Here is a 14,610-nt window from a genome sequence, read left to right as displayed (position 1 = left end):
CGTGTTTCCAGAGGCCTCGCGTTATCGTTAGCGATCTTCGCGAGCAAGCTCGCTCCTACAGTGGGCGGCGTTTTTTTCGCTGATTTTTTCCCGAATGACGTCATAAACCCAGTGGTACACGTAGGTGTACGGCAGGAAGAACAACAGCACGCCAATGTCGAGGATGAAGGCCTCCAGCAGGCTGATCTTCATCAAGGCGGCAATCAACGGCACTGCCAAGAGAATCAGGCCGCCTTCAAACAACAGCGCGTGCAGCAAACGGGTCCAACCACCGTTGGCCAGTTGCAGGCGATTTTTAAGGCGGTCGAACAGGCTGTTGAACACCACGTTCCAGCTCAGTGCCAACAGGCTGATGCCCAGGGTCACTGCGCCCATTTCCAGCGCCGGCCGGCCGGTGATCCACACCAACAGCGGCGTGCAAATCAATAAGGCCAGCCCTTCGAAACCAAGGGCTTGAAACACGCGTTCAGTAAAGGATTTGGTAGGGGTCATGACCCGGCTCCGTGAGTGACGATGGTTGCCATGATCAGGCTTTGTATCGATACTTCATAACCAATAACCATCGATCAAGGCGATAGTCATGGCCTCCCATGAAGTGCTTCAGGCGTTTGTCCAGGCTGCCACCCAAGGCTCGTTTTCCGCGGCGGCGCGCAAGCTGGGCAAAAGCCAGTCCACCGTGAGCGCGGCAGTGGCCAGCCTTGAGATTGACCTGAACGTGGTGCTGTTTGACCGCAGCAGCCGCAAGCCGACCCTCACGCCGGCGGGGCAAGTGTTGCTGCAAAGGGCTGAGCAAGTGCTGGAAGCCAGTAGCCGCCTGGAGCTGGCAGCCAGTCAGTTATCGCAAGGCCTGGAGCCGAAGTTGAGTCTCGCCATGTCCGATACTTACCAATCCGATCGATTCGAGGTCGCCCTCACGGCCTTCGAGCAACGCTACCCGGACCTTGAGCTGGAATGCCTGATCGCGGAATGCGAAGACTTGATCGCACTGGTGCAAAGTGGCCGGGCGCAGATCGCGTTTATCGAGAAACAAGAAGCCTACCCGCCGGACCTTTCCTTCTCCACGGTGGAGGAGCGCACGGAGATCGCGCTGTTTGTCTCGCCTGGACACCCATTGGCGACCCTGGACAAGGTTCACCCGCACACCTTGCAACAACACCGGGAGTTGCGTTTGGCGAGCATCATCAGCCCCAATGAAAACCGCGGCACGCAGCGAGTATGGTCGGCGCCGAGTTACCTGATGCTGATGGAGATGGCACAGCTGGGGTTTGGCTGGGCACCGATTCCACGCTGGCTGGTGGAGCGCTTTGGCGGCAACCAGTTGGTTGAACTCAAGGTGCGCAGTTGGCCGCGTTCGGTGGCGGTGGATGCGCTGTGGTCCCGGCACCAGCCGCCGGGGCCTGCGGGGAGCTGGTTGCTGGGCAAGATGCTGGAATGAGCCTGTAGGAGCGAGCTTGCTCGCGAAGAACGTCAACGATAACGCGTGCTTCCTGAAGAAACGTGGCGTCTGTGAGTTTTTCGCGAGCAAGCTCGCTCCTACATTTGGATCGTCACTGCCTGGAGGAATTGAGTTCGGCGAGACGCCGCGTGATGAAGCGTTTTTCTGGCGCCTGTTGCGTCAGCGACAGCGCTTTTTCGTACGCGCTGCGGGCTTCGTCAAACCGCCCCAACTGCCGGCAAAACTCCCCACGCGCCGAATGCGCCAAGTGGTAGTCCTGCAACTCACCGCGCTGCAAAAGATTGTCTACCAGCACCAACCCCGCCAACGGCCCCTGCTCCATCGCCACCGCTACCGCACGGTTCAACTCGATCACCGGCGACGGCACAGACCTGAGCAATACATCGTAGAGCCCGACAATCTGCCGCCAATCGGTTTCCCCTGCGCTGGGCGCCTCGGCGTGCACGGCGGCAATCGCAGCCTGCAAGCAATACGGCCCGAAGCGTGGCGTCATCAGCGCCTGCTCCACCAATGCGCAGCCTTCAGCGATCAAGGCCCTGTCCCAAAGCGTACGATCCTGAGCGTCCAACAGCACCAGTTCGCCGCTGGCAGAAGTGCGGGCAGGCCGACGCGACTCGTGCAGCAACATTAACGCCAGCAAGCCCATGACTTCCGGCTCGGGCAGCAACTCCAGCAGCAAACGCCCCAGGCGAATGGCCTCCAAGGTCAGGTCCTCACGGGTGAGGTCGGCACCCGCTGACGCCGAATAGCCCTCGTTGAACACCAGGTAAATCACCCGCAGCACACTGTCCAATCGTTCGGGCAATTCGGCGCGGGACGGCACTTGATACGGAATTTTCGCCTCACGGATCTTGCCCTTGGCGCGCACGATGCGTTGGGCAATGGTGGTGGGCGTGGCAAGAAAAGCGTGAGCGATGGCCTCGGTGCTCAGGTCGCAGATCTCGCGCAAGGTCAGCGCAACCTGGGCATTGGCTGCCAACGCTGGGTGGCAGCAAGTGAACATCAGGCGCAGGCGGTCGTCTTCCACGTCTTCATCACTCCAAGGCGCGACCTCCAACGCCTCGGCCTGCTCTTCCAATAACGGGGTAAAACGCGACTGCCGACGCAGGCGGTCGATGGCTTTGAAGCGACCGGTGGACACCAGCCACGCCCGTGGATTATCCGGCACGCCATCCTCGGGCCAGCGCTGCAGGGCGACGAAAAATGCTTCGTGCAGCGCCTCCTCGGCCAAGTCGAAATCACCCAGCACACGAATCAACGTCGCGAGCACGCGGCGTGATTCGCGGCGGTAAATAGCGTCGATCTGCTGGGTCAATCGACCATGTCCTCGGTCACCAACTTCACCAGGCGGTCCAGGCTCTGGCCCCAGCCGTCATGAAAGCCCATGGCTTCGTGGACCTGCTTGTCCTCGGCACTCCAGTGCATGGCGCGGGCGGTATAGAGCGTCTTTTCGCCGACCTCCTCAAAGGTGACTTCGGCGCTCATGAACGGCTTGCCCGAAGGCACCCAACCCGGCATGAACGCGTCGGTAAACACCAGGCGGTTGGGCGCGTCGATCTCCAGGAACACGCCTTGGGTCGGGTACTCGCTGCCATCCGGGGCGCGCATCAAGGTGCGGAACAAGCCGCCGACCCACAGGTTCATCTCGCATTCAGGGGTGGTCATGCCGTGGGGGCCCCACCATTGTTGCAGCAGGGTTGGCTCAGTCCAGGCGCGAAACACCCGGCGGCGCGGCGCATCGATCAAGCGGCTGATGGACAGCTCAAATTGGGCGGGTTGAGTGTTCACGGGAAACCTCCTCACGTCTTTTGATTATTGTGTTGAGAGATTCAATTGGCGTACGGGGCGCACTTCCACACTGCCGACCCGGGCCGCCGGAATGCCGCCAGCCACCTGGAGCGCTTCATTGAGGTCCTTGGCGTCGATCAGGTAGAACCCGGCGAGCTGCTCCTTGGTTTCGGCAAACGGCCCGTCGGTGATCGACAGCTTGCCGTTGCGCATGCGCACGGTGGTGGCGGTGGTCACCGACTCCAGCGGCTCAGCGGCCAGCATGCGCCCGCTGGCCTGGACGGCCTCGGCGTAGGCCAGACATTCCGAGTCGTGGGGGCTGTCAGGCGAGGTGTGCAACACCTGTTCATCGCTGTAGATCAGGCACAGGTATTTCATGGCGTTCTCCGTTTTCGGACTACTGACTATAGTTCGCGGTGCTCAAGGTTTCAGGTCGAACAACGCCGTGCCGCTTTGCATATCAAACGGCGCCGACCAGTGCTCGTGCACCACCTTCCATTGGCCATCGATGCGCTGGTAGCCGGCGGTGACACGCATCCAGCAAGCCTTCACCTCACCGTCCGGCCCGGCACCGCCGCAGTGGGCCAGCCAGTGGGCGAATGCGCTGTCTGGCGCTTCGACGACATGCAGTTCATGAAACTCGAAGATGCCGGGGCCGGGGCAGTGCTCCATGCACGCCTCCCAATGCGCGCGATAGGCCGCCTTGCCCTTGAATTGCAGAGCGGTTACAGCGTCGAACGAGACGATATCGTCGGCGTAAAAGCTGACAATCTGGTCGATATCGCGACTGACAACGGCGCCTTTCCATTGCTCGATCAGGCTCTTGATTGCAGTGCTCATGGCGATGACTCCTTGGGGTGGAAAATCACGGAAGACCCCCTTAGTCGAATGGCCCCGAGGGAAATCGACATCCCCCTGAAAAATAATTTCCCGTGGCTCAAACCCGATAAACTGCCACTTCTCTTGCAGCCGTTCGGATAGTCCCATGCCAACCCGCCTCGTTGCTTACGAGGCGCTGAACGCTGTGCAAAAACAGCAAGTCGGCGCCATCGAAGTTCACCCTGAACAACTGCCGTTTTGCGGTGATATGTATTGCGCCCTCAATACCCTGCTCGCAAACCCGAGCCCTGGGGTCAAGGGCTTTGCGCTGTTGGTCGACGACCTTCCTGTGGCGTTCTTGCTGCTCAAGCGACCACCGTGCCTGCCTCATTGGGCCGATGAACACAGCGCCACACTCCACGCGCTACAGGTAGACCGGCATCAACAGGGGCGTGGATACGGCAAGATGTGTTTGCAGGCGTTGCCCGCCGTGGCGCGCGAGGCCTGGCCGCAGATCAAGGGGTTGGAGTTGTCGGTGGATGCCCACAACCTGGCGGCAATGGGGTTGTATCTGGGGGCGGGATGGGTGGATCGCGGTGAGGCGTACAAGGGTCGTGTAGGGTATGAGCGTCGGTTGAGTTTCAGGTTTAATCCATAGCGGCAATGTCACGTAAACATGACTTTTAAGCGTGCATGTCGTGTTTACGTGACATCGGGTGCAGTGTCAGCCCCGCTCCCCGATCGGCAGCCAGATTTCCACCGTCCCCGTGCCCTTCCTGACATCGAAGTCCGCGCTATAGCGCTCGAAATCCGCGCCCATGACCTTGTAGCCCGAGTGCGGCAGCCATTCGAACATGATGCGCTCGTAGGTTTGCTCAAGCGCCTGCACCGGCCCGTAGTGGGGGAACACGGCATAGTTGAGTGGCGGAATTTCGATCACCTCGAAATTGCTCGGCACGTCCTTCTTGGCCGGGACTTCAACACCTGCCAGGTAATCGAATTCGCCGTGATGCGGGTTATGGCACACCCCGTAGGTCACACCGCCGACGCGCTTCTTGATGTCCTTGATACAGGTATCGAACAACTCCCACAGCCGTGGGATATCGCCAACGGTGGCCTTCGAATATCGCCCTTGTACCCCGGCTATCACCAGGGCCTTACCGGCTTCCAGGCGTGACTCCAACGGTTTTTTTGTCTGCTGATCCATACGAACAGTCTCCTTCTTATGAGGGAACAAACCCGCATCGAGTATAGGGGCATATCCGCGTTGTACTCCATGTAGAAAAATTTCCTACGCATCTGGACAACTGGCCATCATCGCCCTTATTGTCTGCCCCGCAGGCCACCGCAGTGGCCGACGTCGCTCGGACGGTTCCGGGCGCTTACGTACCTCGAGGCAACAATGGCAGACCAAGGTTCGCCGCGCCGCTTTGCGCGCATAGATCGACTCCCCCCGTATGTTTTCAATATCACTGCCGAGCTGAAGATGGCTGCGCGTCGGCGCGGCGAAGACATCATCGACTTGAGCATGGGTAATCCTGACGGGGCCACGCCTCCTCATATCGTGGAGAAAATGGTCACCGTCGCCCAGCGTGAAGACACCCACGGCTACTCCACCTCCAAAGGCATTCCGCGCTTGCGCCGGGCGATTTCGCGTTGGTACAAGGACCGTTACGCGGTGGAAATCGACCCGGAGTCCGAAGCTATCGTGACCATCGGTTCCAAGGAAGGCCTGGCGCACTTGATGCTGGCCACCCTGGACCAGGGCGATACCGTGCTGGTGCCCAACCCCAGCTACCCGATTCATATCTACGGCGCAGTGATTGCCGGCGCCCAGGTACGTTCGGTGCCGCTGATACCGGGCGTGGATTTCTTCGCTGAGCTGGAGCGCGCGATTCGTGGCTCGATCCCCAAGCCGAAGATGATGATCCTCGGCTTCCCGTCCAACCCGACCGCGCAGTGCGTGGAGCTGGACTTCTTCGAACGGGTGATCGCCCTGGCCAAGCAGTACGACGTGCTGGTGGTGCACGACCTGGCCTACGCCGACATCGTCTACGACGGCTGGAAATCCCCCTCGATCATGCAAGTGCCCGGCGCCAAGGACATTGCGGTGGAGTTTTTCACCCTGTCCAAGAGCTACAACATGGCCGGTTGGCGCATCGGCTTCATGGTGGGCAACCCTGAACTGGTCAACGCCCTGGCACGCATCAAGAGCTACCACGACTACGGCACCTTCACCCCGCTGCAAGTGGCGGCGATTGCGGCGCTGGAAAGCGACCAACAGTGCGTGAAGGACATCGCCGAGCAGTACCGCCAGCGTCGCAATGTGCTGGTCAAGGGCCTGCATGAACTGGGCTGGATGGTGGAGAATCCGAAGGCGTCTATGTACGTCTGGGCCAAGATTCCCGAGCAGTACGCGGCCATGGGCTCGCTGGAGTTTGCCAAGAAACTGCTATTGGAAGCGAAGGTGTGTGTGTCGCCGGGGATCGGCTTTGGTGAGTATGGCGACGATCATGTGCGCTTTGCGCTGATCGAAAACCAGGACCGGATTCGCCAGGCCGTGCGTGGGATTCGCGGGATGTTCAGGGCGGATGCCTTGGTCAGCAAAGCCTGACCTGATCTACCTGAAGAAACCCAATCAATGTGGGAGCTGGCTTGCCTGCGATGGCAGTGTTGGATTCACTACCGCAATCGCAGGCAAGCCAGCTCCCACATTTGATCAGTTCCCACCCTTGCTTTGGGGTGTGGCTTACACCACCAACGACAGCAACATGATGAAGATCAGCGCCACGATCGACAGAATGGTCTCCATCGCCGTCCAGGTCTTGAACGTCTCGGCCACGGTCATGTTGAAGTACTGCTTGACCAGCCAGAACCCCGCATCGTTGACGTGAGACAGGATCAACGAACCCGCGCCCGTCGCCAGTACCAGCAACTCGCGGTTGACGCCAGGGATCATCCCCACCACCGGCACCACAATGCCCGCGCCGGTAATGGTCGCAACCGTCGCTGAACCGGTGGCAATCCGAATCACCGCCGCCACCAGCCACGCCAGCAGGATCGGGTTGATCTGCGCGTTCACCGCCATATGGCCGATCACGTCGCCCACGCCGCTGGTCACCAGCATCTGCTTGAAGCCACCACCGGCACCGATGATCAGGATGATCGCGGCGGTCGGCGCAAGGCTGGCGTCGAGCAGCTTGAGGATCTGCTTGGAGTGGATGCCCTGACGATGGCCAAAGGTGTACAGCGATAACAGCAAAGCCAGCAACAGTGCGGTGATCGGGTGGCCGATCATGTCCATCCAGTTGCGCACCACGTTGCCTTCGGCAAAGGCGATGTCGGCAAAGGTTTTGAGCAGCATCAGGAATACCGGCAAGAGCACGGTGACCAGGGTGATGCTGAAGCTGGGCAGCGACTTGTTATCGGTCTCGCGGGCCAGTTGGTCCACCAGTTCCTGGGACGGGTTGCCCGGGATGTACTTGGCGATGAACGTACCGAAGATCGGGCCGGCGATGATGGCGGTCGGCAGTGCGACGATCAGGCCGTACAGGATGGTCTTGCCGATATCGGCACCGAACACGCCGATGGCCAGCAGCGGGCCCGGGTGCGGTGGCACCAGGCCGTGCACCGCCGACAGACCGGCCAGCAGCGGGATACCGATCTTGATCAACGACACGCCGGTACGCCGGGCGACGATAAACACCAGCGGGATCAGCAAAACAAAGCCGATTTCGAAGAACAGCGGGATGCCCACCAGGAACGCGGCGAACATCATGGCCCACTGGACCTTCTCTTTGCCGAAGGCGCGGATCAGGGTCTGGGCGATCTGATCGGCACCGCCGGACTCGGCCATCATCTTGCCGAGCATCGTGCCCAGCGCGAGGATGATGCCGACAAAGCCGAGCACCCCGCCGAAACCGTCCTGGAACGCCTTGATGATCTTGTCCACGGGCATGCCCGAGGTCAGGCCGAGGAAACCGGCCGCGATGATCAGTGCAATGAACGGGTGCACCTTGAACTTGGTGATCAGTACGATCAACCCGATGATAGTGACTACTGCATCTAGCAGCAGGTAAGACTCGTGGGACATGCCAAACATGGGGGGTCTCTCCTGTTTGTTGTTGTTATTAAAGCGGGTGTTGAACTTCCTGCCGGGGATAGCGCTATCTTTTCCGGCAAAAAATTAATGAGTAGGTTCAAAGCCGTGCTTGCGCCACCAGGTATGGGTCTGCGCGGCCAGTTCCTCGACGCTGTCTTCACTTGCGTTCAAGGCCAGGGTCAGCGGCTCGCCCTTGGGCGATTCAAGTGTGGCGAACTGGCTGTCGATCAGGCTCGCCGGCATGAAATGGCCGGGGCGGTGAGACACGCGGTCGGCGGCGACTTCGCGGGTCAGCTCCAGGAAGACAAAACCCAGGCCCGGCGCAGCTTCGCGCAGGTGATCACGGTATTTTTTCTTCAGGGCCGAACAGGTCAGTACAGGATGCTCGCCCGCTTTCAACGCACGACGCAGTTCATCGCACAGGATATCGAGCCAGCCGGCGCGGTCGTCGTCGTTGAGGGGGTGGCCGGCGCTCATCTTTTCGATGTTCGCGGCAGGATGAAAGCTGTCGCCTTCAATGGCAGTGGCGCCGTTAAGGGCGCACAGGGCTTGGCTGACGCTGGACTTGCCACAGCCGGAAACACCCATGATGACCAGGGCGGTAACAGGTTGACTCATGAAACACCTCAGGACGCAGATAGCGCTACCTTTGCATAGCGTAAGGCTAGTGCAAAAACAGGCTTTTCCCGCGCCGACTTGTCATTTTTATGGAGTGACGCGTGCATCCGTTCCAACAGATTGACTTCAAGAGCTGGACAGGATCAGGCAACCCTTTATCCAAGAATTTGCAGCCCTTTGGAGACAGCGCTACCTTAGTGCCTCGATTTTTGTTTGGCAAGCCGCCTGATGACCTCCAAGAACGATAAAAATACCCGCACGACGGGCCGCCCTACCCTCAATGAAGTTGCGCGCCTGGCCGGCGTCAGCCCGATCACGGCCTCCCGTGCCCTGCGCGGTATCAGTACCGTGGCCACCGAACTGGTGGAAAAAGTGCAACAGGCCGCCGCCGAACTGAGCTACGTGGTCAACCCCGCCGCCCGGGCACTGGCCTCGGCGCAGAGCCATTCGGTGGTGGTGCTGGTGCCGTCACTGTCCAACCTGCTGTTTATCGAAACCCTCGAAGCTATCCATCAGGTACTGCGGCCCAAGGGCTTTGAAGTACTGATTGGCAACTCCCATTATTCGCGTGATGAAGAAGAAGACCTGCTGCGCAACTACATGGCCTACCAGCCACGGGGTTTGTTGCTGACCGGTTTTGACCGCACCGAAAGCGCGCGACGAATGGTCGAGGCCAGCAATGTGCCCTGTGTGTACATGATGGATCTGGACCCCAATGCCGGGGTGAACTGTGTGGGCTTCTCGCAACTGGCCGCCGGCGAGACCGCGGCGGCGCACTTGCTGTCCCGGGGGCGCAAGCGCCTGGCCTATATCGGCGCACAACTGGACCAACGCACCTTGCTGCGTGGCGAAGGCTTTCGCCGCGCCTTGCAACAGGCCGGCATGTACGATCCGGCGCTGGAGCTGCTGACGCCACGCCCGTCCTCCGTGGGCCTGGGAGGCGAACTGTTTTTGCAACTGCTGGCCGCCCACCCGGATGTGGACGCGATCTTCTTCGGCAACGACGACCTGGCCCAGGGCGCCCTGCTCGAAGCCCTGCGCCATGGCATCAAGGTGCCTGAACGTGTGGCGGTGCTGGGCTTCAACGACCTACCCGCCTCGTCATTCATGGTGCCGCGCCTGAGCAGCATCAGCACGCCACGGGAAGCCATCGGGCGTCGGGCAGCAGAGCATCTGCTGACGATCATGGCGGGCAACAAGGTGGCCAAGCCAGTGGTGGATATGGGGTTTGAGTTGCAGGTGCGCGAGAGCACCTGAGCGTCGAGCCGAACGCAATCAATGTGAGAGCTGGCCATGTAGTGTCCACAGAATCAGCGCCTGGCACAGATCCCCTGTGGGAGCGGGCTTGCTCGCGAAGGCGGTGGGTCAGTCAACGCATCTTCAACTGAACCAACGCTTTCGCAGGCAAGCCAGCTCCCACATTTTCGGCCGTGCCCGCTTCACACCCTCGCCGCCGTGCCCGGCCCCTGCTAGATTGGTCACTCTCTTAGATGCCAGGGAAGCACCATGGGCCATTCACTGAAAATCTTGGGTCGTACCTCTTCAATCAACGTGCGAAAAGTACTGTGGACCTGCCAGGAGTTGGGCATCGACTACGTGCGCGAAGACTGGGGCATCGGTTTCAAGCCTACCCAATCCCCCGATTTCCTCGCCTTGAACCCCAACGCCCAGGTGCCAGTGCTGATCGACGACCATGGCGTGCTGTGGGAGTCCAATACCATCTGCCGCTACCTTGTCGGCCTCTACCAGCGCCATGACTTGCTACCCGTTGAGCCTGCCTTGCGTGCACGGGTCGAACAGTGGATGGACTGGCAAGCCACCGAACTCAACCCTTCGTGGGGCTATGCGTTCCACGCACTGGTGCGTCAAAACCCGAACTATCAGGACCCGCAACGCATCCAGGCGGGTGTGCAGGCCTGGAATGACAAGATGGCCTTGCTAGAACAACAGTTGACTAAGACCGGCGCCTACGTCGCCGGCGAAGAGTTCACCCTCGCTGACATCTTGATAGGCCTTTCGGTACATCGGTGGCAGATGACACCCATGGAGCGGCCACCCTACCCCGCCATCGCGGCGTATTACCAACGCCTCAGCCAGCACGCCGGCTTCAAGACGTTCGCGCTCGACGGCCACAATTAGAGAAGCAGTTGCGCACGTTAAGCTCCAAGCCCAATAGCGGTTTGGCTTAAAGCTCGAAGCTTCCAACCGACTAACTCAAGGTTATTATGCCCACACTCGCCGCCTGCGTCTCAGACCCCACCCGCGCCGCCCACATCAGCGCCCGCATCGACCGCCTGCCCGCCGTCGCCACTATTTGGCGCCTGGTGGCGTTGCTCTCCATCGGCGGTTTTTTCGAGCTGTATGACCTGTTCCAAACCGCCTATATCAGCCCTGGCCTGATCAGCGACGGGATTTTTCATACCGGCAGCGAAGGTGTTTTCGGTTTCTCGGACCAAGCCGCTTTCGCCTCGGCCACGTTCCTCGGCCTGTTCCTCGGCGCCAGCCTGCTCAGCCCCATCGCTGACCGCTTCGGGCGACGCGCGATTTTCACCTTTGCGTTGGTCTGGTACACGGTGGCCACGGTGTTGATGGGCATTCAAACCTCGGCCTTGGGCATCATCTGCATGCGCTTTCTGGTGGGCATTGGCCTTGGCATCGAACTGGTGACCATCGACGCCTACCTCTCGGAACTGGTGCCCAAACGTATGCGCAGTTCGGCGTTTGCCTTTGCGTTTTTTATCCAGTTTCTGTCCGTACCGGCCGTGGCGTTGATGTCGTGGTGGCTGGTGCCACAGGCGCCGTTCGGTATCGCCGGGTGGCGCTGGGTGGTGTTGAGCAGTGCAGTGTTTGCATTGTTTATCTGGCAACTGCGCAAGCGCCTGCCGGAGTCACCGCGCTGGCTTGCACAAAAGGGACGCTTCGAAGAGGCCGACACGATCCTGAAAAACCTGGAGGCACGCTGCCGAAAGGACCAAGGCAAGCCGCTGGACGAACCGGAACCCGAAGCGATCAGCGTGCAGGGCACTGGCCGTTTCGCCGATATCTGGCAGCCGCCCTACCGTCGCCGCGCCTTGATGCTGATCGTGTTTCATGTATTCCAGGCCATCGGCTTCTTCGGCTTCGGCAACTGGCTGCCGGCCTTGCTCTCGGGCCAGGGTGTCAGCGTGACCCACAGCCTGCTCTACGCCTTCATCATCACCCTCGCCTACCCGCTGGGCCCGCTGTTGTTCGTCAAGGTGGCCAACCGCTTCGAGAACAAGTGGCAAATTGTCGGATCGGCCATGGGTGCAGTGATTTTCGGCAGCCTGTTTGCCCTGCAAACCACGGCGTTAGGGCTGATTTTCTGCGGGGTGATGATCACCTTCTGCAATGCCTGGCTGAGCTTCAGTTATCACTCGTACCAAAGCGAATTGTTCCCCACCAATATCCGTGCGCGAGCGGTCGGGTTCTGTTATTCGTTCAGCCGTTTATCCACGGTGTTCAGCAGCCTATTGATCGGTTTTATCCTCGAACACCTGGGCACGCCGGGCGTGTTGGCGTTTATTGCCAGCAGCATGTTGATCGTGATGATTACCATCAGTTGGTTTGGGCCGCGCACGCGCAACCTGGCGCTGGAGAACATCGCTCACTGACGGCAACGGTTGGCCGCACAAGGAGAAGGCTTGCCGCGTCGACGACGCCAGCCCCAGTAAACACTGGGGTCTGGCAACCGGCACAGTATTTGCTCCAGCTGTCGCACCGTCTGTTTTCATAGGTGAACGATCATGCTGGTTAACAACACTCAAGCGGCGTCGAACGTGCAGCAGATCACGCGACCCGACATGGACCCCGCCAACGCCGCCGCCAGTGCGCTGTACAGCGGCGCCCTGCAGGCTGCGCAACACAGCGTGACAGTCCCCGCCGCGCAGAGGGAATTGGACAAGGCCAGCGATCGCATCGACGAAGCCTTCGCCAAGACTCGCGTGCAGTTACAGGCCACAACTAATGGGGCACGTACCGAGTTCACCGAATACATGAGCAAGACCCCAGCCGAACGTATTCGTGAACAGTTACTCAAGGAACAAGGGCTGACCGAAGAACAAGTTCAGGCGATGCCCCAGGACAAACAAGACGCCATCGCCAAACAAGTGGCCGAGCGCTTGAAAGAGCAGCAACAGCAGCAGGTGGCGGCGAAGGCTACTGCTTCGCCAGCCCAGACACTTAAAGAAACCTTGGCCGCGATCTAAACAGGTGCGAGCTGGCTTGCCTGCGATGCAGACAACTCGGTGGATCTGCCAGACCGAGGTGATGCTATCGCAGGCAAGCCTGCTCCCACATAGAGCAGGGTCTGCGCTATTGCAATTGCAGCGTCGAATTGAACTGACTGATCGCATCCACCACATGCCGTGACCCTTCCTGGATCTCCAGGATCACCTGCCCCGCCTCGTTCGCCAACTCCACGCCCAGGCCCGTACGGCTCAAGCTCGACTGCATGCTCGACACGGCGCTCAACGACAGGTCATGGTTCTTGCGCACCACGTCCACGATCTCAACGGTGGCCTGGCTGGTGCGAGCGGCAAGGCTGCGCACTTCATCGGCCACCACCGCGAACCCCCGCCCGTGCTCGCCCGCGCGCGCGGCTTCAATCGCCGCATTCAGGGCCAACATGTTGGTTTGTTCGGCAATGCTGCGGATGGTCTGCACGATGGCGCCGATGATGTCTGACTGTTTGCTCACCGCATCGATGCTCTGTGCCGCCTGGTTAAGGTCGTGGGACATGGCTTCAATGATCTGCACCGTTTGCTGCACCACCTGCGAGCCCTTGCGGGCGCAGGCATCGTTTTGTACCGAAGTAGCGTGCGCCGAATCGGCAGCCGTGCGCAGGGTGCTGACTTGCTCGGTGATATCGCTGGCGAACTTCACCACTTTGTACAAGCACCCATGGGTGTCGAAGATGGGGTTGTAAGAGGCTTCCAGAAACAGGGTCTTGCCGTATTTGTTTTTACGTTCGAAGCGGTGAGAGTGAAACTCACCGCGATTGAGTGAAGCCCAGAACGCCTTATACGCCGGGGACTCGACTTCGCTGCGGTGGCAAAACATGCTGTGATGCTGGCCGATGATTTCTTCGCGCGTGTACTGCACCGTGCGCAGGAAGTTGTCGTTGGCATTGAGGATCTGGCCCTGGGGAGTGAATTCGATTACCGCCATGGAACGGCTGATGGCGTCGATCAGACTTTGGTTTTCGTGTTCGTGATGGACCCGTGCGGAAATATCCGCCGCCACCTTGATCACACTGCGTACCTGATGGTCGCTGTCCAGCACCGGCAAATAGCTGGCTTCCAGCCACACTTGCTCACCGCGTTTGTTAAGGCGCATGAAGGTGCCGCTGAGCGCCTCGCCTCGCGCCAGATCGCGCCACAACTGGTGGTAGGCATCGGTGTGGGTATACACCTCCTCGCAAAACAGGCGGTGATGTTTGCCACGGATCTCCTCGACGCTGTAGCCCATGGTTTGGCAAAAGCGTTCGTTGGCATTCAGGATCACTCCCGTGCGGTCGAACTCGATCATCGCCATGGAGCGACTGATGGCGGCAAGCTTGGCGTTGGCTTCGGTGAGGGCACAGGAAAAACGCTGGATTTCTTGCAGGTCGGATTTGTGCTGGCGGTTGAACATGGTCAGATCACCCTAGATTCCCGGCGCCTGGAGGGCGCATTCCATTCATACGTTGGATATTTCTGGTACACCTGCATGGGGAAATAACCATTGGAAACGCTTTATCGGCCAAGCGTCGTTAACGGTTCTGGGTGAGCATAGACAGGCCTTGGCACTCTGCAAGGCCACTAATCCG

At 59.9% G+C, this 14,610-nt stretch carries 15 protein-coding genes and 2 pseudogenes; 7 read left to right on the top strand and 10 right to left on the bottom strand.

The genetic code is table 11. The features are described 5' to 3' along the window. Positions 1-27: 27 nt before the first annotated feature. Positions 28-492, bottom strand: coding sequence for a multidrug/biocide efflux PACE transporter (locus tag GIW79_RS12525; RefSeq protein WP_236454929.1), 465 nt, complete (start codon positions 490-492; stop codon positions 28-30). An 88-nt stretch (positions 493-580) separates the two neighbouring features. On the opposite strand from GIW79_RS12525, the gene GIW79_RS12520 reads away from it, so the two are divergent. Continuing rightward, positions 581-1,435, top strand: a complete 855-nt coding sequence (locus GIW79_RS12520) for a LysR family transcriptional regulator (RefSeq protein ID WP_034128498.1) — start codon at positions 581-583, stop codon at positions 1,433-1,435. Between the two features lie 112 nt (positions 1,436-1,547). On the opposite strand, the gene GIW79_RS12515 is transcribed toward GIW79_RS12520, so the two are convergent. The 4 genes from GIW79_RS12515 to GIW79_RS12500 are packed head-to-tail and all read right to left on the bottom strand — an operon-like array spanning position 1,548 to position 4,084. Next, complete coding sequence (locus GIW79_RS12515; protein WP_057975140.1) at positions 1,548-2,771, bottom strand: RNA polymerase sigma factor; 1,224 nt, start codon at positions 2,769-2,771, stop codon at positions 1,548-1,550. Further along, on the bottom strand, positions 2,768-3,244 hold the full coding sequence (locus GIW79_RS12510; protein WP_236454926.1) for an SRPBCC family protein: 477 nt from the start codon (positions 3,242-3,244) through the stop codon (positions 2,768-2,770). The genes GIW79_RS12515 and GIW79_RS12510 overlap by 4 nt, the downstream gene beginning before the upstream one ends. Positions 3,245-3,268: 24 nt before the next feature. Then, entirely contained in the window at positions 3,269-3,622 is a 354-nt protein-coding gene (locus tag GIW79_RS12505; protein WP_034128501.1) for a YciI family protein, read from the bottom strand. A 42-nt stretch (positions 3,623-3,664) separates the two neighbouring features. Continuing rightward, on the bottom strand, positions 3,665-4,084 hold the full coding sequence (locus GIW79_RS12500; protein ID WP_060765182.1) for a YybH family protein: 420 nt from the start codon (positions 4,082-4,084) through the stop codon (positions 3,665-3,667). 145 nt (positions 4,085-4,229) lie between these two features. Here GIW79_RS12500 and GIW79_RS12495 point away from each other — a divergent pair, with 145 nt between their 5' ends. Next, the gene (locus GIW79_RS12495) at positions 4,230-4,721 is read left to right on the top strand and encodes a GNAT family N-acetyltransferase (protein WP_054896716.1); all 492 of its coding nucleotides are present in this window, start codon (positions 4,230-4,232) and stop codon (positions 4,719-4,721) included. Between the two features lie 66 nt (positions 4,722-4,787). Here GIW79_RS12495 and GIW79_RS12490 read toward each other — a convergent pair whose 3' ends face one another. Then, entirely contained in the window at positions 4,788-5,270 is a 483-nt protein-coding gene (locus GIW79_RS12490) for a GyrI-like domain-containing protein (RefSeq protein ID WP_236455021.1), read from the bottom strand. Between the two features lie 195 nt (positions 5,271-5,465). Here GIW79_RS12490 and alaC point away from each other — a divergent pair, with 195 nt between their 5' ends. After that, a complete protein-coding gene (gene alaC, locus GIW79_RS12485) occupies positions 5,466-6,677 on the top strand; it encodes an alanine transaminase (protein ID WP_236455022.1) in 1,212 nt (403 codons plus the stop codon). Positions 6,678-6,812: 135 nt separating this feature from the next. Here the strand turns inward: alaC and GIW79_RS12480 are convergent, their stop codons facing one another. After that, positions 6,813-8,165 (bottom strand): GntP family permease, encoded by a 1,353-nt coding sequence (locus tag GIW79_RS12480; RefSeq protein ID WP_014719640.1) that lies wholly within the window; start codon positions 8,163-8,165, stop codon positions 6,813-6,815. 84 nt (positions 8,166-8,249) lie between these two features. After that, the gene (locus GIW79_RS12475) at positions 8,250-8,783 is read right to left on the bottom strand and encodes a gluconokinase (RefSeq protein WP_034128504.1); all 534 of its coding nucleotides are present in this window, start codon (positions 8,781-8,783) and stop codon (positions 8,250-8,252) included. Between the two features lie 225 nt (positions 8,784-9,008). Between GIW79_RS12475 and GIW79_RS12470 the strand changes: the two genes are divergently transcribed. The 4 genes from GIW79_RS12470 to GIW79_RS12455 all read left to right on the top strand — a co-directional run bounded on the left by GIW79_RS12470 (position 9,009) and on the right by GIW79_RS12455 (position 13,009). After that, positions 9,009-10,040: a LacI family DNA-binding transcriptional regulator gene (locus tag GIW79_RS12470; RefSeq protein WP_161793224.1), complete on the top strand. Its 1,032-nt coding sequence runs from the start codon at positions 9,009-9,011 to the stop codon at positions 10,038-10,040. A 249-nt stretch (positions 10,041-10,289) separates the two neighbouring features. Continuing rightward, positions 10,290-10,922: a glutathione S-transferase family protein gene (locus GIW79_RS12465; RefSeq protein WP_200583319.1), complete on the top strand. Its 633-nt coding sequence runs from the start codon at positions 10,290-10,292 to the stop codon at positions 10,920-10,922. Between the two features lie 86 nt (positions 10,923-11,008). Beyond that, on the top strand, positions 11,009-12,415 hold the full coding sequence (locus GIW79_RS12460; protein ID WP_236455024.1) for an MFS transporter: 1,407 nt from the start codon (positions 11,009-11,011) through the stop codon (positions 12,413-12,415). A 132-nt stretch (positions 12,416-12,547) separates the two neighbouring features. Continuing rightward, entirely contained in the window at positions 12,548-13,009 is a 462-nt protein-coding gene (locus GIW79_RS12455) for a hypothetical protein (protein WP_054896713.1), read from the top strand. 106 nt (positions 13,010-13,115) lie between these two features. Here the strand turns inward: GIW79_RS12455 and GIW79_RS29805 are convergent. Both GIW79_RS29805 and GIW79_RS29800 read right to left on the bottom strand, forming a co-directional pair. Beyond that, a pseudogene (locus GIW79_RS29805) lies at positions 13,116-13,511 on the bottom strand (methyl-accepting chemotaxis protein); the annotation flags it as partial. A 150-nt stretch (positions 13,512-13,661) separates the two neighbouring features. Beyond that, a pseudogene (locus tag GIW79_RS29800) lies at positions 13,662-14,435 on the bottom strand (PAS domain-containing protein); the annotation flags it as partial. Positions 14,436-14,610: the final 175 nt, after the last annotated feature.

This window comes from Pseudomonas sp. PA-7-1E, assembly GCF_021605325.1.
Classification (GTDB): domain Bacteria; phylum Pseudomonadota; class Gammaproteobacteria; order Pseudomonadales; family Pseudomonadaceae; genus Aquipseudomonas; species Aquipseudomonas fluorescens_BV.
The sequence above is the reverse complement of the archived record's forward strand: the minus strand, read 5'-3'. Positions and strand labels throughout refer to the sequence as shown.